Annotated in this window: 20 protein-coding genes; 4 read left to right on the top strand and 16 right to left on the bottom strand. The window is 71.3% G+C overall.

Annotation, left to right across the window (positions count from 1 at the left end):
• Nucleotides 1–159: 159 nt before the first annotated feature.
• Nucleotides 160–1584 (bottom strand): type I glutamate--ammonia ligase, encoded by a 1425-nt coding sequence (glnA, locus tag ACZ31C_RS20575; protein ID WP_465796658.1) that lies wholly within the window; start codon nucleotides 1582–1584, stop codon nucleotides 160–162.
• A gap of 259 nt (nucleotides 1585–1843) precedes the next feature.
• On the opposite strand from glnA, the gene ACZ31C_RS20580 reads away from it, so the two are divergent.
• Entirely contained in the window at nucleotides 1844–2251 is a 408-nt protein-coding gene (locus ACZ31C_RS20580) for an RDD family protein (RefSeq protein WP_465796659.1), read from the top strand.
• Nucleotides 2252–2266: 15 nt separating this feature from the next.
• Here the strand turns inward: ACZ31C_RS20580 and ACZ31C_RS20585 are convergent, their stop codons facing one another.
• Nucleotides 2267–2959 (bottom strand): DUF4191 domain-containing protein, encoded by a 693-nt coding sequence (locus ACZ31C_RS20585; RefSeq protein ID WP_465796660.1) that lies wholly within the window; start codon nucleotides 2957–2959, stop codon nucleotides 2267–2269.
• Nucleotides 2960–3229: 270 nt separating this feature from the next.
• Nucleotides 3230–4219 carry a lipoyl synthase gene (gene lipA / locus ACZ31C_RS20590; protein WP_465796661.1) on the bottom strand — a complete coding sequence of 330 codons (990 nt, stop codon included), beginning with the start codon at nucleotides 4217–4219 and terminating at the stop codon, nucleotides 3230–3232.
• Nucleotides 4220–4692: 473 nt separating this feature from the next.
• Between lipA and aspS the strand changes: the two genes are divergently transcribed.
• The gene (gene aspS / locus ACZ31C_RS20595; protein ID WP_396752302.1) at nucleotides 4693–5979 is read left to right on the top strand and encodes an aspartate--tRNA(Asn) ligase; all 1287 of its coding nucleotides are present in this window, start codon (nucleotides 4693–4695) and stop codon (nucleotides 5977–5979) included.
• 170 nt (nucleotides 5980–6149) lie between these two features.
• On the opposite strand, the gene ACZ31C_RS20600 is transcribed toward aspS, so the two are convergent.
• The 10 genes from ACZ31C_RS20600 to ACZ31C_RS20645 form a co-directional block, all read right to left on the bottom strand.
• Nucleotides 6150–6773 carry a TetR/AcrR family transcriptional regulator gene (locus tag ACZ31C_RS20600; RefSeq protein WP_449954118.1) on the bottom strand — a complete coding sequence of 208 codons (624 nt, stop codon included), beginning with the start codon at nucleotides 6771–6773 and terminating at the stop codon, nucleotides 6150–6152.
• Between the two features lie 10 nt (nucleotides 6774–6783).
• Nucleotides 6784–7458, bottom strand: coding sequence for a DUF4166 domain-containing protein (locus ACZ31C_RS20605; RefSeq protein WP_465796662.1), 675 nt, complete (start codon nucleotides 7456–7458; stop codon nucleotides 6784–6786).
• Nucleotides 7455–8159 carry an SRPBCC family protein gene (locus tag ACZ31C_RS20610; RefSeq protein ID WP_465796663.1) on the bottom strand — a complete coding sequence of 235 codons (705 nt, stop codon included), beginning with the start codon at nucleotides 8157–8159 and terminating at the stop codon, nucleotides 7455–7457. The genes ACZ31C_RS20605 and ACZ31C_RS20610 overlap by 4 nt, the downstream gene beginning before the upstream one ends.
• 101 nt (nucleotides 8160–8260) lie before the next feature.
• On the bottom strand, nucleotides 8261–8902 hold the full coding sequence (gene lipB, locus ACZ31C_RS20615; RefSeq protein WP_465796664.1) for a lipoyl(octanoyl) transferase LipB: 642 nt from the start codon (nucleotides 8900–8902) through the stop codon (nucleotides 8261–8263).
• A 64-nt stretch (nucleotides 8903–8966) separates the two neighbouring features.
• Nucleotides 8967–10784, bottom strand: coding sequence for a DUF6311 domain-containing protein (locus tag ACZ31C_RS20620; RefSeq protein WP_465796665.1), 1818 nt, complete (start codon nucleotides 10782–10784; stop codon nucleotides 8967–8969).
• A gap of 155 nt (nucleotides 10785–10939) precedes the next feature.
• Complete coding sequence (locus tag ACZ31C_RS20625) at nucleotides 10940–11839, bottom strand: TIGR01777 family oxidoreductase (protein WP_396752315.1); 900 nt, start codon at nucleotides 11837–11839, stop codon at nucleotides 10940–10942.
• Nucleotides 11840–11933: 94 nt separating this feature from the next.
• Entirely contained in the window at nucleotides 11934–12350 is a 417-nt protein-coding gene (locus ACZ31C_RS20630; protein ID WP_176094938.1) for a type II toxin-antitoxin system VapC family toxin, read from the bottom strand.
• On the bottom strand, nucleotides 12340–12609 hold the full coding sequence (locus ACZ31C_RS20635; RefSeq protein ID WP_176094937.1) for a type II toxin-antitoxin system Phd/YefM family antitoxin: 270 nt from the start codon (nucleotides 12607–12609) through the stop codon (nucleotides 12340–12342). The genes ACZ31C_RS20630 and ACZ31C_RS20635 overlap by 11 nt, the downstream gene beginning before the upstream one ends.
• Nucleotides 12610–12650: 41 nt before the next feature.
• Entirely contained in the window at nucleotides 12651–13979 is a 1329-nt protein-coding gene (locus ACZ31C_RS20640; protein ID WP_396752320.1) for a low temperature requirement protein A, read from the bottom strand.
• Between the two features lie 46 nt (nucleotides 13980–14025).
• Nucleotides 14026–14208, bottom strand: a complete 183-nt coding sequence (locus ACZ31C_RS20645; RefSeq protein ID WP_465796776.1) for an SbtR family transcriptional regulator — start codon at nucleotides 14206–14208, stop codon at nucleotides 14026–14028.
• A gap of 425 nt (nucleotides 14209–14633) precedes the next feature.
• On the opposite strand from ACZ31C_RS20645, the gene ACZ31C_RS20650 reads away from it, so the two are divergent.
• Nucleotides 14634–14918 carry a hypothetical protein gene (locus ACZ31C_RS20650; RefSeq protein ID WP_465796666.1) on the top strand — a complete coding sequence of 95 codons (285 nt, stop codon included), beginning with the start codon at nucleotides 14634–14636 and terminating at the stop codon, nucleotides 14916–14918.
• 71 nt (nucleotides 14919–14989) lie between these two features.
• Here ACZ31C_RS20650 and sucB read toward each other — a convergent pair whose 3' ends face one another.
• On the bottom strand, nucleotides 14990–16795 hold the full coding sequence (sucB, locus tag ACZ31C_RS20655; RefSeq protein WP_465796667.1) for a 2-oxoglutarate dehydrogenase, E2 component, dihydrolipoamide succinyltransferase: 1806 nt from the start codon (nucleotides 16793–16795) through the stop codon (nucleotides 14990–14992).
• Nucleotides 16796–16866: 71 nt separating this feature from the next.
• A complete protein-coding gene (lpdA, locus tag ACZ31C_RS20660; RefSeq protein ID WP_465796668.1) occupies nucleotides 16867–18258 on the bottom strand; it encodes a dihydrolipoyl dehydrogenase in 1392 nt (463 codons plus the stop codon).
• Nucleotides 18259–18437: 179 nt separating this feature from the next.
• Between lpdA and ACZ31C_RS20665 the strand changes: the two genes are divergently transcribed.
• Nucleotides 18438–18767 carry a hypothetical protein gene (locus ACZ31C_RS20665; RefSeq protein WP_117228376.1) on the top strand — a complete coding sequence of 110 codons (330 nt, stop codon included), beginning with the start codon at nucleotides 18438–18440 and terminating at the stop codon, nucleotides 18765–18767.
• A 114-nt stretch (nucleotides 18768–18881) separates the two neighbouring features.
• Here ACZ31C_RS20665 and ACZ31C_RS20670 read toward each other — a convergent pair whose 3' ends face one another.
• Nucleotides 18882–20453, bottom strand: a complete 1572-nt coding sequence (locus tag ACZ31C_RS20670) for a leucyl aminopeptidase (protein WP_396752333.1) — start codon at nucleotides 20451–20453, stop codon at nucleotides 18882–18884.
• Nucleotides 20454–20521: the final 68 nt, after the last annotated feature.

Below are 20521 nucleotides of genomic sequence, written 5' to 3' on the forward strand. Positions count from 1 at the left end.
CGTCCGCGACGGACGGCCAGCGCCGTCCCGGATCGGCGAGGTCGAGGTACGTGCCGACGATTTCCGTGAATATATCGGACGCGAAGGTATGCCGTTGCCCGCAACACGGTCGGGCCGGCTCCGCGGTAGCGGAGCCGGCCCGACCGGCGTTGGCCGGTATCAGCAGTCGAAGTACATGGCGAATTCGTGTGGGGTCGGGCGTAGGCGTACCGGGTCGACCTCGTTGGCGCGCTTCCAGTCGATCCAGGTGGAGATGAGGTCGGGGGTGAAGACGCCGCCTTCGAGGAGGTAGTCGTGGTCGGCCTCAAGCGAGTCGAGGACGGCGGGCAGCGAGCCGGGGACCTGCTTGACGTCGCCCCACTCCTCGGGCGGGAGGTCGTAGAGGTCCTTGTCGATCGGCGCCGGCGGTTCCATCTTGCTCTTGATGCCGTCGAGGCCGGCCATCATCATGGCGGAGAAGGCGAGGTAGACGTTCGCCGACGGGTCCGGCACCCGGAACTCCACCCGCTTGGCCTTCGGGTTGCTGCCGGTGACGGGGATGCGGGTGCAGGCGGAGCGGTTGCGCTGGGAGTAGACCAGGTTCACCGGCGCCTCGTAGCCGGGCACCAGCCGGCGGTAGGAGTTGACCGTCGGGTTGGTGAACGCCAGCAGCGACGGGGCGTGGTGCAGGAGGCCGCCGATGTACCAGCGGGCGGTGTCGGACAGGCCGGCGTAGCCGGTCTCGTCGTAGAACAGGGGTTCGCCGCCGAGCCAGAGGCTTTGGTGGGTGTGCATGCCGGAGCCGTTGTCGCCGAACAGCGGCTTGGGCATGAACGTGGCGGTTTTGCCGTTGGCCCAGGCCTCGTTCTTCACGATGTACTTGAAGAGTTGGAGTTGGTCGCCGGCGTGCAGCAGGGTGGAGAACTTGTAGTTGATCTCGGCTTGGCCGGCGGTGCCGACCTCGTGGTGGGAGCGTTCCACGGTGAAGCCGGTGTCGATGAGCCGGCGGACGATGCTGTCGCGTAGGTCGGCGTAGTGGTCGACCGGGGGGACGGGGAAGTAGCCGCCCTTGTAGGGGGTCTTGTAACCCCGGTTGCCGCCCTCTTCCTCACGGCCGGTGTTCCAGGCGCCCTCGATCGAGTCGATGTAGTAGAACGACTGGTGCGCGGACGTCTCGTGACGGATGGAGTCGAAGATGTAGAACTCGGCCTCGGCGCCGAAGTAGGCGGTGTCGGCGATGCCGGACGCGGCGAGGTAGGCCTCGGCCTTCTTGGCGACGTTGCGGGGGTCGCGGGAGTAGGCCTCGCGGGTGAACGGGTCGTGGATGAAGAAGTTCAACGCGAGGGTCTTCTGGGCCCGGAACGGGTCGATGAAGGCGGTGGCGACGTCCGGGAGCAGGAGCATGTCCGACTCGTGGATCGCCTGGAAGCCCCGGATCGACGACCCGTCGAACGCGAGACCATCAGTGAAGAAGTTGTCGTCGACAGACTCCACCGGCAGATTGAAGTGCTGCATCACACCGGGCAGGTCACAGAAACGTACGTCGACGAACTTCACGTCCTCGTTCTTGAGGTAACGCAGGAGTTCCTCGGGATTGGCGAACACTCGTCCTCCTGGCACGTCCACGGGGTAGCTAGGCTCCTGGCGACGCTATGGCCGTGCGGTTGCCCGGCCATGTCTCCAGTGTTTCTGCCGTGTTACGTCCCTCGCGTTGTGTCATGTTCCCTGGTGGGACGGACCCGATACGCGACGGACTGGTCCGGCGGTGCCAGTGTAGTGAAGATTGCTGCTATTGACCCTTTTCGGTATCACGTGCCGGACCTGCGCCGGGCCCGCACCAGCGTGCTGGCTAGTCTTGTCCGCTGTGACGACCGAGCCACACCACGCGCCGCCGCCCGCCACCGACCCCACCTTCGTCCCGGCCGACCTGGGCCGCCGGTTCGGGGCACTGGTCATCGACTGGGTGCTCTGCCTACTCGCGTCGGGCCTGTTCGCCAGCCCCACCGGCGACCCGTGGGCACCTGTCGTCGTGCTGATCGTGATGTACGGCTTCTTCCTCGGCCTGTTCGCGCAGACGCCCGGCATGTTCATCACCAGGATCCGCTGCGTCGCCTGGGCCGACGGCGGACGGATCGGCCTGGTCCGGGCGCTGCTGCGCGGCGTACTGCTGGCGTTTGTCGTCCCGGCGCTGGTGATGGACCAGCACCGTCGGGGCCTGCACGACCGCCTGAGTGGTGCGGTCGTCGTCCCTGCCGTACGCGCTGGGCGCTGACCGCCCGACCCGACCTCAGCGGCCCCGGCTCTGCCGGAAGGCACCGCGCGGCGGGCGCAGGTTCTTCGGGATGGCGCCCTTGGGCATCTGCGGCTTGGCGGAAGTGAGCGCCTTGAGCCGCTTGTCCAGCGAGTTGACGTCCTTGCCGCTGAGGTTGCGCGGCAGCCGCATCAGCGTCATCCGCAGCTTGCGGATCGGCAGCTCGCCCTCGTCCTGGCCGATGACGTAGTCGTAGAGCGGTGCGTTGCCGATCACCTTGGCGAGCCGGCGCTTCTCCTGGCCGAGCAGCCCGCGTACCCGCTGCGGGTTGCCCTCGGCCAGCAGGATCACGCCCGGCTTGCCGATCACCAGGTGGACCATGTCCATCTGGGTGGTCGAGCTGACCGCGGGGGAGACCCGCCAGTCGCCCCGCATGTTCTCCATGATCTGCGCGGCGGCGCCCGGCTGCCCCTCGGCGGCGTTCATCATCGCCCGGTTCGACCGCAGGTTGAGCACGATCAGCAGGGCGAGCAGGGCGAAGAGGATGCCCAGCGGCAACCAGAGCCAGCCCCAGATCATGACCGCGACCACGGTCAGCGCGAGCGGGATCAGCACCGCGCCGGCCGCCAGTGGCGCGAACCACTTGTCCTGCTTGGCGGTGAACCGGAACACCAACCCGATCTGCTTCAGCCGCTGGCCGAACGAGACCTTCTCCTGGGGCTTTGCCATGCGGGCAAGTCTAGTGGTCGCCCGCCGTGCGGTTGATCCCCGTCCGGTCCTGCCCGTCGAGCGCTGCTCGCCGACCCGTCCTGACCTCGGTCCGTGCGGTCGCCCGCCGGCAAGCCGGCGACTTCCTGGGACCGGCCGCAGGCCCAACCGGCGATTCCCTGGGACCGGCCGCAGGCGCAGCCGGCGACTTCCTGGGACCGGCCGCAGGCGCAGCCGGCGATTCCCTGGGACCGGCCGCAGGCTCGGCCGGCGACCCGGCTGAGGTCAAGCTCAGCTCGCGACGGCGACGCTTTCCCGGGCGGCCAGGGCCTGCTGGTAGAGGCGGCCGGCGCGGTAGGACGAGCGCACCAGCGGCCCGCTCATCACGCCGGCGAAGCCGATCTCCTCGGCCTCCTCGCGCAGCTCGACGAACTCCTCCGGCTTGACCCAGCGCTCCACCGGGTGGTGTCGGGGGGAGGGGCGAAGGTACTGCGTGATGGTGATCAGCTCACAGCCGGCGGAGTGCAGGTCGCGCAGCGCCTGGGAGACCTCGGCGCGCTCCTCGCCCATCCCCAGGATCAGGTTGCTCTTGGTGACCAGGCCGGCGGCGCGAGCCTGGCTGATGACGTCCAGCGAGCGCTCGTAGCGGAACGCCGGCCGGATCCGCTTGAAGATCCGTGGCACCGTCTCGACGTTGTGCGCCAGCACCTCGGGCCGAGCACCGAACACCTCGGCGAGCTGCTCGGGGACCGCGTTGAAGTCGGGGATCAACAGCTCGACGCCGCAGCCCGGTTGCAGGGCGTGGATCTGCCGGACGGTCTCCGCGTACAGCCAGGCACCACCGTCGGGCAGGTCGTCCCGGGCGACGCCGGTGATGGTCGCGTACCGCAGACCCATCGAGACCACCGACTCGGCGACCCGGCGCGGCTCGTCGGCGTCGAACTCGGCCGGCTTGCCGGTGTCGATCTGGCAGAAGTCACAGCGGCGGGTGCACTGGTCGCCGCCGATGAGGAAGGTGGCCTCCCGGTCCTCCCAACACTCGTAGATGTTGGGGCACCCGGCCTCCTGGCACACGGTGTGCAGCCCCTCGCGCGAGACCAGCCCGCGCAACTGGGTGTACTCCGGGCCCATCTTGGCCTTGACCTTGATCCACGGGGGTTTGCGCTCGATCGGCGTCTCGGCGTTGCGGGCCTCGATACGCAGCAGTCGCCGCCCCTCGGGGGCGGGCGTCGCGGTACGCGCGGCCTGGCCGGTCGTCGGCGCGGAGTGCTCGATCGTCACAAAACGAGCCTACGCCGGATGGTGGCCGTCGATGAACTGCGGGCGACCGCCGTCACCTGGGAAATCCTGTGACGCCGGACACCGAGGGCGGAAATTACGCGTCACAGGACGGCCTCGTCGAGTGCTAGCGTTGCCGTTCGAGAGCGACGACGGAGCCGAGTAGCGCCCCGATCCGCCAGTTGAAGAGAGCCGCCGGTTGCTGCGAGGCGGTCTGGCGTCGGGCCGTGAAGACCCTCCCGAGCTGCGGGAAGAACGGCGTGCGATGTGTAAGGAAGGGCCCCCTGTTAACGCCTGCGGTAGAGCAGGGGACCCCGCCTAACATCCGCGCCTAGTAGAGCCCGCCCGGCTGGCCCCGGTGAAAAGGCGACGAATGAGGCCCCCGTCTCGACGGGGGCGAAGGTGTGGTGGCACCGCGAGGTTCCCGCTCGCCCACACCTCCCGGGGATCGCGTTGCGATTGACGAGGAGGTAACCGTGCAACGCATCCTGTCCGACCGACTCACCCCGCACACCGGCCGTACCGTCCGGATCGCCGGCTGGGTCCACCGCCGCCGACTGCTCAAGTCGGTGGCCTTCCTGATCGTCCGGGACGCCGCCGGTCTCACCCAGGTGGTGGTCACCGACCCGGCGGTCCGCGCCGAGATCGAGGCGCTGCCCGAAGAGAGCGTCGTCTCCGTCGACGGCACGGTGGTCGCCAACGCCACCGCGCCCGCCGGGGTCGAGCTGACCGACCCGGTGGTACGCCCGCTCGGGCCGCCCGCCGTGCCGCCGCCCTTCGACCTGTACCGGCCGACGCTCACCGCCAGCCTGCCCACCCAGCTCGACCACGCACCCGTCGCGCTGCGCCACCCGAGCCGTTCGGCGGCACTGCGCATCTCGGCGGCGGCGGTGGCCGGTTTCCGGGCCACGCTGGACGCCCAGCGGTTCGTCGAGATCCATACCCCGAAGGTCGTCGGCTCCTCCACCGAGAGCGGGGCGAACGTCTTCGCGCTCGACTGGTTCGGCCGCCCGGCGTACCTGGCCCAGTCGCCGCAGTTCTACAAGCAGCTCATGGTCGGTGTCTTCGAGCGGGTCTACGAGGTCGGGCCGGTGTTCCGCGCCGAGCCGCACGACACCGTACGGCACCTGGCGCAGTACACCTCTCTCGACGCCGAACTGGGCTTCGTCACCGACCACCGGGACGTGATGGCGGTGCTGCGGGACACCCTGGCCGGCATGATGGCGACGGTCGACGACCGGGCCGGGGCGGCGCTGGCCACCCTCGGCGTACGACCGCCGGACGTGCCGACGCAGATCCCGGACGTGCACTTCACCGAGGCGCTGCGGATCGCCGGGGCGCCCGCCGACGAACCGGACCTGGCGCCCGCGCACGAACGGGCGCTGGGCGAGTGGGCACGCCGGGAGCACGGGTCGGACTTCGTCTTCGTCACCGGGTACCCGATGGCGAAGCGGCCCTTCTACACCCACCCCGACCCGGACCGGCCGGACTACTCGAACGGCTTCGACCTGCTCTTTCGCGGCCTGGAACTGGTGACCGGCGGGCAGCGGCTGCACCGGCACGCCGACTACCTGGCCGCACTCGCCGACCGGGGCGAGCCGGTCGAGCCGTACGCCGGATACGTCGACGCCTTCCGGCACGGCATGCCGCCGCACGGTGGCTTCGCCATCGGTCTGGAACGCTTCGTCGCCCGGCTGACCGGAGCCGCCAACGTCCGCGAGGTCACCGCCTTCCCCCGCGACCTCCACCGCCTCACTCCCTGACCGCCCCACCCTCCTGACCCGCCCGCCGCCCGATCGCGTCGATCATGGAGTTGTGGCACTGGAATCGCGGATGTAATTCCGTTTTGCTCCGACCACAACTCCATGATCGCGGGGGAGGGGCAGCGGCCCAGCCGGGAGACGGACCAGGCGGCGGGCGAGCGGCGGGTTGGTCAGGTGAGGTGGCGGAGTTTGGCGCGGGCGGCGCGGCGGGCGAGAGGGCCGAGGTCGTCGATCACCTCGACCAGTACGGCGAGCCGTTCCAGGGCGTCGAAGGCGGCGCTGGCGCCCTCCGGGTCGACGCCGTCATAGAGTTCCAGGCCGATGAAGGCGGCGCTGACGGCCCGGGCCAGCCCGGCGGGGTCGACGACCGGGGCGATCGGCGAGCCGTCGAGCAGCCGGTGCAGCACCGACTCGATCTCCACCGTCCAGATCCGCAGGGCCGCTGCGGTGGACTCGGCGAGCGTGGGGTCGTTCTGTGCGCCGGCCAGCAGTTGGGCCAGCACCGCCAGGTTGCCCTCGGCCTGTTCCTGGCGGTGCAGGGTGCGCCCGACGTCGAGCAGCTCGCGCAGGGACGACACGTCGGCGAGGCGGGCCCGGTACACGGCCACCCGGGCGGCGGTGACGCTCCGGCACGCCTCGGCCAGCAGGTCGTCCACGCTGCCGAAGTGATAGAAGACCAGGGCCTGGTTGACTCCGGCCGTGGCCGCGATCGTACGCGCCGACACGCCGGCGATGCCGTGCTCACGGATCGCGGCGATGGCACCGTCGATCAGTTTGTCCCGGGTGGCCATGATGTCCTCTCGTCTACTCCCGGGGATTCTCGCGCAGCGGCCGTACGGCGGCGGGCACCGGTGCCCGGTGCGACGGGACGTGGTCGACGGTGAAGCTGCCCTCGTAGCCGAAGAGCGGACCGAACCGGCGGTTGGTGACCCTGACCTCGATGCGGAACCGGTCGGCCCGGTCGTCGTACCACTCGCGTACGCGTGCCTCGCCGGTCAGCGCGGCGGGGCAGGTCAGCCCGTTCGGGAACCGTTGGAGCCCGCTGCGGATGGTCAGCCCACCGGCGGCGTCGACGGAGAGGTGCAGGTCGACGGCGAGGTGTTGGTGCGTACCGAGATAGTCGACCAGGACCCCGCGACGGGCGCTCCAGACCATCGTGGCGTCGAAGCGTCGCCGCCGGTGCGGGGTGACCTGGAAGGTACGGACGAAGGTCAGCGTGGGGCGGCCGTACGTGTCGGTGTAGGCGTAGTTCTCGATGGTGAACGGGATCTGCCGGCCGGTCTCCGGGAACAGGATGTGACGCAGGCTGCCGAGGCGCAGGAACGGCCACGTGAAGGCGCCGCCGCGCCACACGCGGTCCATCGTCCCGGTGCCGACGCAGCCGAGGTCGGTGTCGCCGTCGACCGCGAAGCGGCGGCGCAGGTGCGGGTGCAGACGGTCGAAGTCGGCACCGAGGGCATGCTGGAAGACGGAGGTCACAGGTGCTCCAGGAGGCGGGGTGGCCGGGCGGCGAGGCGGTCCGGTGGGCGACGCCGGCAGCGTCGGGCCGCCGGAGTGTGCGGATGCGGGGGTACCAGGCAGGCGACCGCTGCGGCGACGACCAACGCCAGCGCGGCCGGTGTCCGGCCTGCGGCCCCGGCCGCCACGGTGACCGCGACCACCGCGAGCAGCCGGAGGGCGACGTCGCGCATCGCGTTGGCCCGGGCCCGTTCCGGTGGTACGCCGGCCGTCAGCCAGAGCCGCAGCCGGTCGAAGGACCACGCGGTGGCCCAGCCGAACAGCGGCCGGAAGGCGAGGTCGGCGAGCCGACCGAGGAGACCCCACCGAGGGGTGTACGAGTAGCCGGTCAGGAACCGGACGCCGTGCGGCCCGGGCAGGTAGCGCCAGTGGCCGGAGCCGGCGGCGACCAGTGACCGGGGGTCGTCGGAGCCGAACCGCAGTGCCGAGGTGCGGGTGCCGTCGGGACGCTGCCGCTCACCGGCGTGGACACCCCATCCGCGCACGGTGAGCCCGGGCAGGAGGGTGGTGGCGTACCGGAATCGGGCGGGTCGGGTGCCCGGCACCGGGTCGATCCGGCTGAAGCGCAGGTCCCACCGGCGATGCTCCGCAGGATCCTGGGTCACCCGCCAGACCTGCTCGATCGGCGCGTCGACCAGCGTCTCGACATAGACGGACCGCATGCCTACCCCCGTTTTGAGCGACTGCTTAAAGGTAGCCGAGTTTAAGCAGTCGCTCAAGAGGGGGTGTGGGGAAGTCCGCCGGTGTGCGACGGCTCCGGCGGTCAGGTGGTGACGATGGTCGGCAGGTGGCGCTCGACGACGGGGAGCACCTCGGCCACGGTGACCGGGCGGCCCAACTCGGCCGAGAGCGAGGTGACTCCGGCGTCCCGGATGCCGCACGGCACGATCCGGTCGAAGTACGTCAGGTCACAGTCGCAGTTGATCGAGAATCCGTGCAGGGTGACGCCCCGGGCGACCCGGATGCCGATGGCGGCCACCTTGCGGTCCGGCCCCCGCCCGTCGGCCGGCACCCAGACGCCGCTGCGACCGTCGACACGGGAGGCGGTCAGGCCGAGCTCGGCGCACACGTCGATCAGCAACTGCTCGACCCGCCGGACGTACGCGACCACGTCGACCGGGTCGGGCAGGCGCAGGATCGGGTAGCCGACCAGTTGCCCCGGACCGTGCCAAGTGATCTTGCCGCCACGATCCACGTCCACCACCGGAGTGCCGTCCATTGGCCGGTCCCACGGCTCGGTGCGCTTGCCGGCGGTATAGACGCTGGGGTGCTCCAGCAGCAGCACCGTGTCGCCCTGCTCCCCGGCGACCACGGTCTCGTGCAGGCGGCGCTGCTCGTCCCAGGCGGCGGTGTAGTCGAGGACGCCGGCACGTACGGCCGTCAGGCCGGAGGTCGTCGCGGTCACGCTCACCAGCCTAGACCCGTACTCGCTGGTCACCTCCGGTGAGCCGGCTCACGGGCCGGGCGGCTCACCGCTGCCCGACCCGCCACAGCCAGACGTCCTCGACCCGTTCCGGCTCGCCGAAGAGAAGCGTCAACGTCCGGCGTACCGCCTCCTCGTCGACCGGCCACTTGGCGCCGTGCACCTCGTCGGGGAGCACCACCGTCTCGATCCGCCAGTGCTCCAGGTCGGCGCGTACCTCCTCGCGGGTGCCCTCGGTGACGATCGGCGGCAGGCCGCTGCGCGCCGCCTGGTCGAGCAGCGCGCCGAACGGACGCGGCACCGGCCCGATCCGGCCACGGCCGTCGGGCCCGCCGGGGCCGAGGAAGAAGCCGGACGGGATGGCGAACTCACCCTGCCGGTTCGCCAGCGCGTACGCCTGCCAGCGCTGGCCGTCCGGATAGACGTCGAGGGCCAGCGGCGCCGGGGTCAGCACCCCGCCCGGGGAGACGTAGTCCCGCCACGCGCCGGAGGTGATGAAGCGCGGGATCGGCTCCCGTTCGATGGTGAGCAGCGGCGTCGGGACCAGCGGCACCAGCGCGATCGCGAAGGCGGCCGTCCAGGCCACCGCCGCCGCCCGACCCGGGCGGTGCTGGCGGAGCCGGTCCACCGCGAACGCCAGCAGCAGCCCGATCACCGGCGTCACCACCAGCGCGAGTCGGGCCGGCAGCGCGGCGTTCACGACGGGCAGATGCCCGAGCAGGTCGAACGGCATGGGCAAATCGGTGCGGTGGCCGTTGACCTTCGCCACCGGCCCGAAGGAGAGGGCGGCGAAGACCACCGCGAGGACGCCCAGCCCCCACAGCGTGGCCCGGCGTCGTGGCGTGGCCGACCGCCACAGCAGGACGAAGCAGGCGACGGTGAGCAGCAGCAGGGGCAGCCCGAAGAAGGAGTTCTCCTCGGTCGGGTTCGGCGCCAGCGAGGTGCCCAGCCCGGCCTCGCCGGCCAGCGAGCGGCGCGGGTAGGCGGCGTACGCGGCGATGTCCTCGGAGTGGATCACCGAGTCGAATCCGGTGCCGTGGAAGCGTTGCGGTCCGGCGAAGTGCAGCCAGAGCGGGTACGCCAGCAGCACCCCGGCGACCACGGTGGTCACCGCGAGACCGCGCAGGAACGACGGCAGCACGGATCGGGCCTCGACCCGGTTGGCCGGGTGCAGTGCCCAGACGGCGACGAAGAGGCCGAGCCCCAACGCGGTGAAGAACAGCCCCTCGGCGGCGATGGAGAAGGCGATCGCCACGAGTACGCCGAGGATCGCGCCGTCACGCAGCGGGTGCGCCGACCGACGCAGCACGAACAGCCGCCACACCAGCAGCGGCACCAGCCAGCCGGCGGTCCAGTTCAGGTGGGCGTTGGCGTGCGAGACCATGCCGGGGGAGAAGCCGATGAACAGTCCGCCGACGGCGGCGGCGAGTCGGCTGCCGACGAGGTGCCGGGAGAGCAGCCAGTACCAGGCGACGGCGGTGGCGGCCAGGTTCAGCGTGAGGATCACCAGGAACGTGGCCGGCGGCCCGATCAGGTACGTCAGCGGGGCGAAGACCACCGCGTACACGGTGATCGAGGTGTTGACCGCGAGGTTGACGCCGTCCGGCACGTTGATCAGGTACGTGAAGAACGGGTTCTCCCCGTGGCTGACCGTGTGCCCGCCGAAGGCCAGCAGCCACTCGAACAGCGCCTGGTCGCTGGAGTTGACCGTGATCGCGCGGCCGTTCGGGTCCCGCCACAGCCCGCTGGTCACCCAGACGGCGAGCGCCAGCGCGATCAACGCCACGATCAGGTCGGCGCGGCGGTCACGGGTGACGCGCGGCGGCGAGGTGGTCACGGACGCCGAGGACGGGGAGCTGGGCACCTAGCGGACGTTACCAACCTCACCGGACACCTCAGGTCAGACCCGTCGTTTGTAAGGAAGGGTCCCCTGCTAACGCCTGGTGCATGTAAAGGGACCCTTCCTAACACCTCAGCAAGGCACGACGGCCGGACGGGGTGGCGGCGGGGAAGCGAGAATCAGTCGTGCAGGGCGGCGTGCAGAGCGGTGGGCAGGTCCGGGTGACGGAAGGTGAAGGCAGCCCGGTTGAGTACGCCGGGCAGGACCCGCGTACTGGTCAGCGCCTCCTGGGCGAAGCCGCCGAGGACCGCCTTCAGGGCCAACGCCGGGATCGGAATGATCGCCGGACGGCGCAACTGGCGGGCCAGTTCCCGGGTGAACTCGGCGTTGGTGACCGGTGCCGGGCCGACCACGTTCACCGGGCCGCTCAGGTCGTCGTGGGCCAGCAGGAACGTGACCGCGTGCAGCCAGTCGGTCATCGAGATCCACGGGATCCACTGGCGTCCGCTGCCGAGTCGACCGGCGATGCCCAGCTTGAACGGCAGCAGTTGAGGCTTGAGCAGTCCACCGTCGCGGTGCAGTGGCAGCCCGGTGCGCAGCCGCACCACCCGTACCCCGGCGTCCTCGGCCGGGCGCGTGGCCGCCTCCCAGACCCGGGCCACGTCGGCCAGGAAGCCCTCACCGGCCGGCGCGTCCTCCTCGACCACGCGGTCTCCGGTGTTGCCGTACCAGCCGATCGCCGAGCCGTTCAGCAGCACCTTGGGCCGGTCGGCCCCGGGCAGGCCGGCGATGGTGATGGCCAGGGTGCTGGTGGTGTCCACCCGGCTGGAGCGGATGAGCTGCTTGTACTGGTCGTTCCAGCGGCGGTCGCCCACCCCGGCGCCGGCCAGGTTGACCACCGCGTCGGCCTCCGCGACCAGCGCCGGGTCGAGCTGCGCCGCCGAGGGCGTCCACTGCCGCTCGTCCGGCCGGCGCGGTGGTCGCCGGACCAGCCGGGTGACCTGGTGCCCGTCGGCCACGAGCAGGTCGACCAGCCGGGTGCCGAGGAAGCCGGACGCGCCGGCCATCAGGATCCGCATACAGACATCTTCGGGTACGCGCACCCGTCCGGCTGGGTCGAGTCGGTCACGCCGATGTCTCGGGTGACCCGACAGGGGCCTTCGGAGGGCGAGGTCAGGGGCGGCGCACGTGCCGGACGTCGACCAGTTCCGTCAGACCGGCGAAGTCGTTCGGGTTGGTCGTGTAGAGCGGTAGGCGGTTGGCATGGGCCACCGAGGCGATCATGAGATCCGCGAGCCGACGGCGGGTGGTGCGGCCGGTGGCGAGGACGGCGCTGGAGATCATCCCGAACGCTCGGGCCGCCTCGGCGTCGAACGGTAGCGGGTCGAAGGTGGCCTCGGTGTGTTGGAGCACGCTGGTCCGGCGGGCTCGTTCGGCGTGATCGTCGGCGTGGTGCGGGCCGGCGGACAGTTCCGCGAGCGTCACGGCGCTGATCACCATCTCCTCCGGCAGTTCGTCCGGGTCCAGCGCGCCGAGGAGGATCACGATGTTCGTGTCGATCAGGCCCCGGGCCGTGGTTTCACCACTCACGATCGAATGGGTCCTGATCGACGGCGGAGTCGAGATCTCGGCGGAATCGCTCCGCGTCGAGCGGGGGCGCGGTGGCGAATGCGGCCATCACTTCGGCGCGCGGAACGAAGGTGCGCCGCCGAAGCGGGATCAGCTTGCCGATGGGGGTGCCGTTGCGGGTGATGACGTAGGAGTCTCCGCGCTCCACCCCCCGCATGATCGCGCCGGAGTCGTTGCGCAACTCTCGCTGTGTGATCTCCCGATGGGCGTGCTCAGCCACCCACCCATTCTAGCCATGGGTGCTACAAAGTGCTACGCATGTCACGGGTGTGGGTCGGGTGGGTTGTCGTGCCAGCGGGCACGGTAGGCGGCCTCGGCCGCCTCGTGGGCGGTGCGCTCCTCGAAGACCACCGCGCGCAACGCGTGCCGTCCCTCGGACATCACCACCACCTCGACGACGATCATGCCGACCAGGATCACGGCGAGCACGCCGAGCGCGAGCAGTCCGGGCAGCGGTATGGCGATCGGGATGCCGAGCGCGAGCAGGACCACGGTGCCCAGCCGCAGCCAGGACAGCGTGCGCAGGGTGCGCCACTGGAACAGCATGTTCCCGGCCAGATAGCAGAGCACCCCGGAGAACAGCAGCGGTACGTCCGGCCCCCGTGCCGGCTGGCTGATCGGGACACCGGGCTCGGCGATGTCGTGCACGATGCCCTCGGCGCCGAGGGCGAACAGCAGGATGCCGACGATCATCGGCAGGTAGAGGTAGGCGTAGGCGTCCCGGGCCATCAGCACCCGGGGGCGGCCCTGGCTGGCGTGCAGCGCGATCCGCGCGGCCGGGCCGATCACGTCGTAGTGGATCCACCACATGGCGGCGCTGAAGACGATCCCGAGCACGGCGGCGGTCACCCCCGGCAGGGTGGGCGGTTGGCCGAGCAGGTTGCTGCCCAGGCCGATGGAGATCACCGACTCGCCGAGCGCGATGATCAGGATCAGGTCGTACCGTTCGGTCCAGTGCTCGGCCGAGGTGACCCCCCAGCCCCAGGTACGGGCCAGCAGTCCGGTGCCGTACTGGAGCAGCACGACGCTGATCCACAGGCCGTCGCGGACCAGCGCCGCCATGTCGTCGTCGGGTAGGTGGCCGGGCAGCAGGGCGGCGACGAGCAGCAGGGCGGTGCTCAGGGTCAGTTCGGGGGCGTACCGGACCAACTGGCGGCGTTCCACCGGGTCGTCGCGGACGGCGTGCAGGAACAGCGCCAGGTGTACGGCTCGGATGACCACGTAGCTGACCGCCACCACGATCGGCCCGGCCTCGGTGCCGCCGGAGTCCATGAACGCCTGGGGCAGCGCGAGCGCGAAGCAGAACAGCGCGGCCATCCCGGCGATCATCAGGACGGGTACGAAGCCCTCGCCGATGCGGACCCGGGTGGCCACCACCGTGTGCACCACCCAGCACCACCACAGCACGGCGAGGACCAGCAGGGCGTGCAGCAGTTGCCGGTCGCTGATGTTGGCGGCGGTGGCCCGGGCGATGTTGAAGAAGGAGAAGACGAAGACCAGGTCGAAGAAGATCTCGAACTTGTCGACCCGGGCGCCCGGTGCGATCCCGACCGCCGGTCCCAGCCGTTGCCGCCGGCGCCTGTCGTCCACGGCCTGAGTTTCGCAGTGGCGCAGGTCGCGAGGGGCGCGTTTCGGATCAGCCCGCCGGGCGGTACCGCAATCCGTCCATCAGCAGGTCCAGCAGCCGTCGTGACTGGTCACGCTGGTCTCGGCCGCCAGAGGCGAGACTGACGCCGCTGAGTCCGACCAGTACGTCGGTGGGGTCGACGTCGGTATGTACGGCGCCAGCCGCCGCGCCGGCCTCCAGCAGCAGGCCGATCGCGCCGACGACGGTCGCAGCTCTGGGCGTACGGGTTGGCGCCGCAGGCGATCACCAGCCGGAGGGCGTCGGCCATCTCCCGCTTGGTGGTCAGGTAGTCGATTGAGCCGACGTCACGCTGGCCGTACGCCGAGTCGACCAGGGCCATCGTGCGGCCGAGGAGATCACCCGTACCACCGGCAACGACCGGATCGCGGTGGCCGCCCTCGACCTGGCCGACCCGGCCTCGGTCGCCGCCTTCGTGGCGAACTGGGACGGACCCCGGCACATCCTGGTCAACAACGCCGGCATGATGGCCTCGCCCGAGATGCGGACACGTCGTCTCGGCGGCGCACCTGCGCTCACCCGTCGACTTCGACGACATCCACTTCGCGCGGCGCGGGTACGAGCCGTGGACCGCGTACGGGCAGTCCACGACCGCGAACGTGCTCTTCGCCGTGGAGGCCAGCCGCCGCTGGGCCGACGACGGCATCCTGCGCGCCTCCAGCGGCCCGGCCGCCCCCTGGAAGACGCCCGAGCAGGGCGCCGCCACGTCGGTGCTGGTGGCCACCTCGCCGCTGCTCGACGGTGTCGGCGGGCGCTACTTCGAGGACTACCAGCAGGCCGGGCCGCACGAGCCCGGTACCCGCACCGGCGTCGCCGCGTACGCCGTCGACCCGGCGGCCGCCCAGCGGCTCTGGCAGGTCAGCGAGCAGACCCTGGCGGGCTGAAACCCGTAGGCCCGACGAGCGAGGGCGCCCCGGTCGTCGACCGGGGCGCCCTCTCGTGCTGCTGACTGGGGTTACAGGCCCAGCTCGGCCTCGAAGTTGCCACCCTCCAGCCGCTCCTTGACCGCGACCAGGAAGCGGGCCGCGTCGGCACCGTCGATCAGTCGGTGGTCGTAGGAGAGGGCGAGGTAGATCATCGACCGGACCGCGACGACCTCGCCCAGCTCCGCGTCGTTGACCACGACCGGACGCTTGACCACGGCACCCGTGCCGAGCATCGCCGACTGCGGCGACGGCACGATCGGGGTGTCGAACAGCGCGCCCCGGCTGCCGGTGTTGGTCAGCGTGAACGTCGCACCGGCGATCTCGTCCGGGCTGATCTTGTTGGTCCGGGTGCGCTCGGCCAGGTCGGCCACCCGCTTGGCGATACCGCCCAGGTTGAGGTCACCGGCGTTGTGGATGACCGGCACCAGCAGGCCGCGCTCGGTGTCCACGGCGATGCCGAGGTTCTCGGCGTCCGGGTACGTGATCGTCCCGCCGTCGAGGTCCATCCGGGCGTTGACGATCGGGTACGTCTGGAGCGCCTCGATCGCGGCGAGGGCGAAGAACGGCAGGAACGACAGCTTGACGCCGTGCCGGGCCAGGAACGAGTCCTTGGCCTGCGCCCGCAGCTTGGCGATCTTGGTGACGTCCACCTCGATCACGGTGGTGAGCTGCGCCATCTCGTGCAGCGACTGCTGCATCCGCTTGGCGATCGCCGAACGGATCCGGGGCAGCTTCTCGGTGGTGCCGCGCTTGGCGCTCGGCTGCGGCTTGGCGGCCGGCTTGGCCGGGGCCGTGGCGGCGGCCGGCTGCGCCGCGGCGGGCGCGGCCTGGGCGGCCTTGGCCTTCTCGGCCGCGTCCAGCACGTCCTGCTTGCGAATCCGCCCGCCGACACCGGTGCCGTTCACCGAGGCGAGGTCGACGCCGTGCTCACCGGCCAGCTTGCGGACCAGCGGCGTCACGTAGCCGGCCGCCTGCTCGCCGCCGTTCGACGGGGCCGCCGCGCGCTGCGGAGCGGCAGTGGCCGGCTGGGCGGCCTGCTCGGCCTTTGCCGGCTCCGGGGCCTGCTCGGCCTCCGGCGCGGGCTCGTTGTACGAGGCACCCGGCGTCGGCTCGGAGACCTCCTGCTTCGGCTCGGGCTTGGCCTCGGCCTTCGGCTCCGCCTTGGGCTCGGGCTTCGGCTCCGGCTTGGCCTCGGCCGGGGCGGCACCGGCCGCACCGACGACGGCCAGCGTGGCGCCGACCTCGGCGGTCTCGTCCTCGGGGACCTTGATCTCCAGGACGGTGCCGGCGACCGGAGAGGGGATCTCGGTGTCGACCTTGTCGGTGGAGACCTCCAGCAGCGGCTCGTCCACCTCGACGCTGTCGCCGACCTGCTTGAGCCAGCGGGTGACCGTACCCTCGGTGACGCTCTCACCCAGGGCCGGCATCTGCACCGGAGTGCCCTCGCCCGACGGCGCGGAGGCCTGGGCCGGCTGCTCGGCCGGCTCCTCGACGGCCGACTGCTCCGCCTCGGCCTGCGGCTCCTCGGCCGCCTCGGCGGCCTGCTGGGCGGGGGCCTCCTGCTGCTGCGGGGCGGCCTCGCCGCCGGCCGACTCGCCCTCGCCGGAGATCACCGCCAGCTCGCTGCCGACCTCGGCCGTCTCGTCCTCGCCCACCACGATCCGGGTCAGCACGCCGGCCGCGGGCGACGGGATCTCGGTGTCGACCTTGTCGGTGGAAACCTCGAGCAGGGGCTCGTCGACCTCGACGGTCTCACCCTCCTGCTTGAGCCAGCGCGTGACGGTGCCCTCGGTGACGCTCTCGCCGAGCCGGGGCATGGTGACCGATACCGGCATGTTCTCCAGACTCCTTCATTTCCCTGGTGGGGGGATCATCGCCCGTCGCCGGACGCCGCGGGTTGTCGTGGTCAGGCGTGCGCGTGCAGCGGCTTGCCGGCGAGGGCCAGGTGCGCCTCGCCCAGGGCTTCGTTCTGCGTCGGGTGGGCGTGCACGAGCTGCGCGACCTCGCCCGGGTACGCCTCCCAGTTGTAGATCAGCTGCGCCTCGCCGACCAGCTCACCGACCCGAGCGCCGACCATGTGCACGCCGACCACCGGGCCGTCGTCGACCCGGACGAGCTTCACGAAGCCGGCCGTCTTGAGGATCTGGCTCTTGCCGTTGCCGCCGAGGTTGTAGTTGTAGGTCTTGATCTTGTCGGCGCCGTACTGTTCCTTGGCCTTGGCCTCGGTGAGGCCGACCGAGGCCAGCTCCGGCTCGGAGTAGGTGACCCGGGGGATGCCCGCCTCGTCGATCACGGCCGGGTTCTGGCCGGCGATCTCCTCGGCGACGAAGATGCCCTGCTGGAAGCCGCGGTGGGCGAGCTGGAGGCCGGGCACGATGTCGCCGACCGCGTACACGTTCGGCACGCTGGTGCGCAGCCGCTCGTCGGTCAGCACGTACCCACGGTCGGTCTTGACGCCCTGCTCCTCGTAGCCGAGGTCGGCGGTGTTCGGGCCCCGGCCGACGGCGACCAGCAGCAGCTCGGCCTCGACCGTGTCGCCGCCGGCGATGGTCACCTTGACGCCGTTGTCGGTCTTCTCGACCTTCTCGAACGGCTTGCCGACCTTGAAGTTGATCTTCCGCTTGCGGAACGCCCGCTCCAGCGCCTTCGACGACTCCTCGTCCTCGGCGGCGACCAGGCGGGGCAGCGCCTCGATGATGGTCACGTCCACCCCGAAGGACTTCCAGACGCTGGCGAACTCGACGCCGATCACACCGCCGCCGAGCACGATCGCCGAACTCGGGACCCGGTCCAGGGTCAGGGCGTGGTCGCTGGTGATGACCCGCTCGCCGTCGACCTCCAGGCCCGGCAGGCTCTTGGCGTACGAGCCGGAGGCCAGCACCACGTTGCGGCCGGTGTACCGCTTGCCGTCCACCTCGACCGCGTTCGGGGCGACCAGCTTGCCGGCCCCGGCCACGAAGGTGATGTTCTTGGAGCCGCCGACCAGGCCCTGCAGGCCCTTGTAGAGGCGGGAGATCACGCCGTCCTTGTACGCGTTCACCCCGGCCATGTCGATGCCGACCAGCTCGGCCTTGATGCCGAACTGCTCCGACTCGCGGGTCTGGTCGGCGATCTCGGCCGCGTGCAGCAGCGCCTTGGTCGGGATGCAGCCGTTGTGCAGGCAGGTGCCGCCCAGCTTGCCCTTCTCGACCAGCGCGACGTTCAGGCCCAGCTGGGCGGCGCGCAGGGCGGTCGCGTAGCCGCCACTGCCACCTCCGAGGATGACGATGTCGAAGGTTGCGTCGTTCGGCTCGCTCACGTCCAACTCCCAGGTCGCGTCGCTGCATCGGGGGTCACGGCGGGGTAACAGGGACACACCCCACCTCGGCCATCTTGTCACCACCGTGCGGAAGCCGCGTACCGAGGTGCCCAACGACACGTTGCCGCCACGTACCCTTGGCACTGCCTTCGACGACGGACGCGTGGGGAGACGGCTCGGTGGGACTGTTCCGGCGACGCAAGCAGGCACGCGCGGTTGACTCCGACCGTACGGCCAATCGCGCCGATCTGGAGCACTTGGAGAACTTTGTCCGGACCCGCAAGGGTGTCGAGGCGTTCATCGAACCCCGCACCACGGTGACCGAGACCACCGTCATCCTGATCGCCGACGACGGCGAGTGGACCCGGCGCCGCATCGACGGGCCGGACGGGGCGCGCCGCTTCGCGTACCGGGTCAGCATCCCCGTCTACGACATCGCCCTGATGGGCTACCCGCAGCGGATGCGCGACTACAACGAGCGCCGCAAGCGCCGCCCCGAGCAGTACTGACCCGTCCCACCGCGCCGCGCCCGCACACGCCGCGCTGCTCGGATGTTAGGAGGGGGCCCCTGCTATGCACCAGGCGTTAGCAGGGGACCCCTCCTTGCACGAATCCCTACCCGATCAGCCGTTCGCGGTGACGTCGTCGATCAGGTGCAGCAGGGTGCGGACCGGGACCCCGGTGCCGCCCTTGGTCCAGTAACCGGTCGCCTCGCCCGCGTGGTACGACGGACCGGCGATGTCGATGTGCGCCCAGGCGACGTCGTCGGTGACGAACTCGCGCAGGAACACACCGCCCTGGAGCATGTGACCGGCCCGGTCCATGCCGGCGTTGACCTGCGAGATGTCGGCCACGTCCGAGTCCATGCCCTTGCGCACGTCGTCCGGCAGCGGCATCGGCCAGGCCGGCTCGCCGACCGCGTCACCGGCGTCGCGAACCCGCTCGCACAGCTCGGCGGTGCCCATCAGACCGGAGATCCGCTTGCCCAGCGCCACCACCTGCCCGCCGGTGAGGGTGGAGGTCTCGAAGAGGTAGTCGCAGCCGTCCGCGCAGGCCCGGGCCATCGCGTCACCGAGGATCATCCGGCCCTCGGCGTCGGTGTTGAGCACCTCGACCCGCTTGCCGTTGAACATGGTGATCACGTCACCCGGCCGGTACGACGTCCCGGACGGCATGTTCTCCGCCATCGGCACGTACGCGGTCACCGTCACCGCCGGCTTCAGCTCCGCGACGGCCAGCATGGTGGCGGCCACCGCCGCCGCCCCGGCCATGTCCGACTTCATCTCCCACATGCCCTGCGCCGGCTTGATCGAGATGCCGCCGGTGTCGAAGGTGATGCCCTTGCCGACCAGCGCCACCCGCTTGCCGGTGCCGCCGCCCTCCGGCGTCCAGGTCAGCTTGACCAGGCGCGGCGGGGCCTCCGAGCCCTGACCGACCGCGATGATGCCGCCGTAGCCGCCCTCGCGCAGGGCGACCTCGTCGAGCACCTCGACCTCCAGGCCCGCCGCCCGGCCGGCCTCGGCGACCGCGTCGGCGAAGACCGGCGGGCGCAGCTCGTTCGGCGCCACGTTGACCCAGTCGCGGGTCTGCCGGACCGCGGCGGCCACCGTCCGGGCCCGGGTCACCTCGGCCTGCGCTCCGGCGTCCGCGGCGTCCGGGACGGCGACCAGCACCTCGGCCACCGGCTCGCGCCGGGTCGGCTGCGGGCGGGTCTTGTAGCCGGCGAACCGGTACCCGCCGAGCAGCGCTCCCTCGCCGACCGCGCGCAGCGCGGCGGGGCCGTCGGCGTCGTCCGGCAGCGGCAGCGCGAGCGCCACCCGGGACGCACCGGCCAGCGCCCGTACGGCGGCCCCCGCCGCCCGCCGCAGGGTCTCCGGGGCGGGTGCCGCGCCGGTGGGCTCCGGGCCGAGGCCGACGGCGGCGACCAGCGGGGCGGTGACGGTGCCCAGGGTGGCCAGTTTGATCACCTCGCCGGGGCCGCCGGTCGCGCCGAGCAGTGCCAGCGTCTCGGTCAGCTTGCCGTCGAAGGCGGCGGCGATGCTCTCGGCGCCGCTGGCGAGCAGCAGGGTGCCGGCGAGGCCGCTGGTGGCGTCCTGTTCACCGGTCGTGCTGTGCACGCCGATCACGATGGCGTCGACGGCGAGTTCGGCGGGGTCGGTGTCGACCAGGCTCAGGGTGGTGCTGGGCGATGTCACGGAAGCTGCTCCCGGGCGGGCCGGGCCGGCCGCGTGTGGCGTACCGGCGGTTCGGTTGGTGCCGGCGG

It is taken from the genome of Micromonospora sp. NPDC023869, from assembly GCF_055559695.1.

Excerpts from the sequence above, each read along its gene's own strand:
- ACZ31C_RS20625 (WP_396752315.1), bottom strand. The coding sequence starts at position 11,839 with ATGCGGATCCTGATGGCCGGCGCGTCCGGCTTCCTCGGCACCCGGCTG.
- ACZ31C_RS20585 (WP_465796660.1), bottom strand. The coding sequence starts at position 2,959 with ATGGCAAAGCCCCAGGAGAAGGTCTCGTTCGGCCAGCGGCTGAAGCAG.
- sucB (WP_465796667.1), bottom strand. The coding sequence starts at position 16,795 with ATGCCGGTATCGGTCACCATGCCCCGGCTCGGCGAGAGCGTCACCGAG.
- ACZ31C_RS20610 (WP_465796663.1), bottom strand. The coding sequence starts at position 8,159 with ATGCGGTCCGTCTATGTCGAGACGCTGGTCGACGCGCCGATCGAGCAG.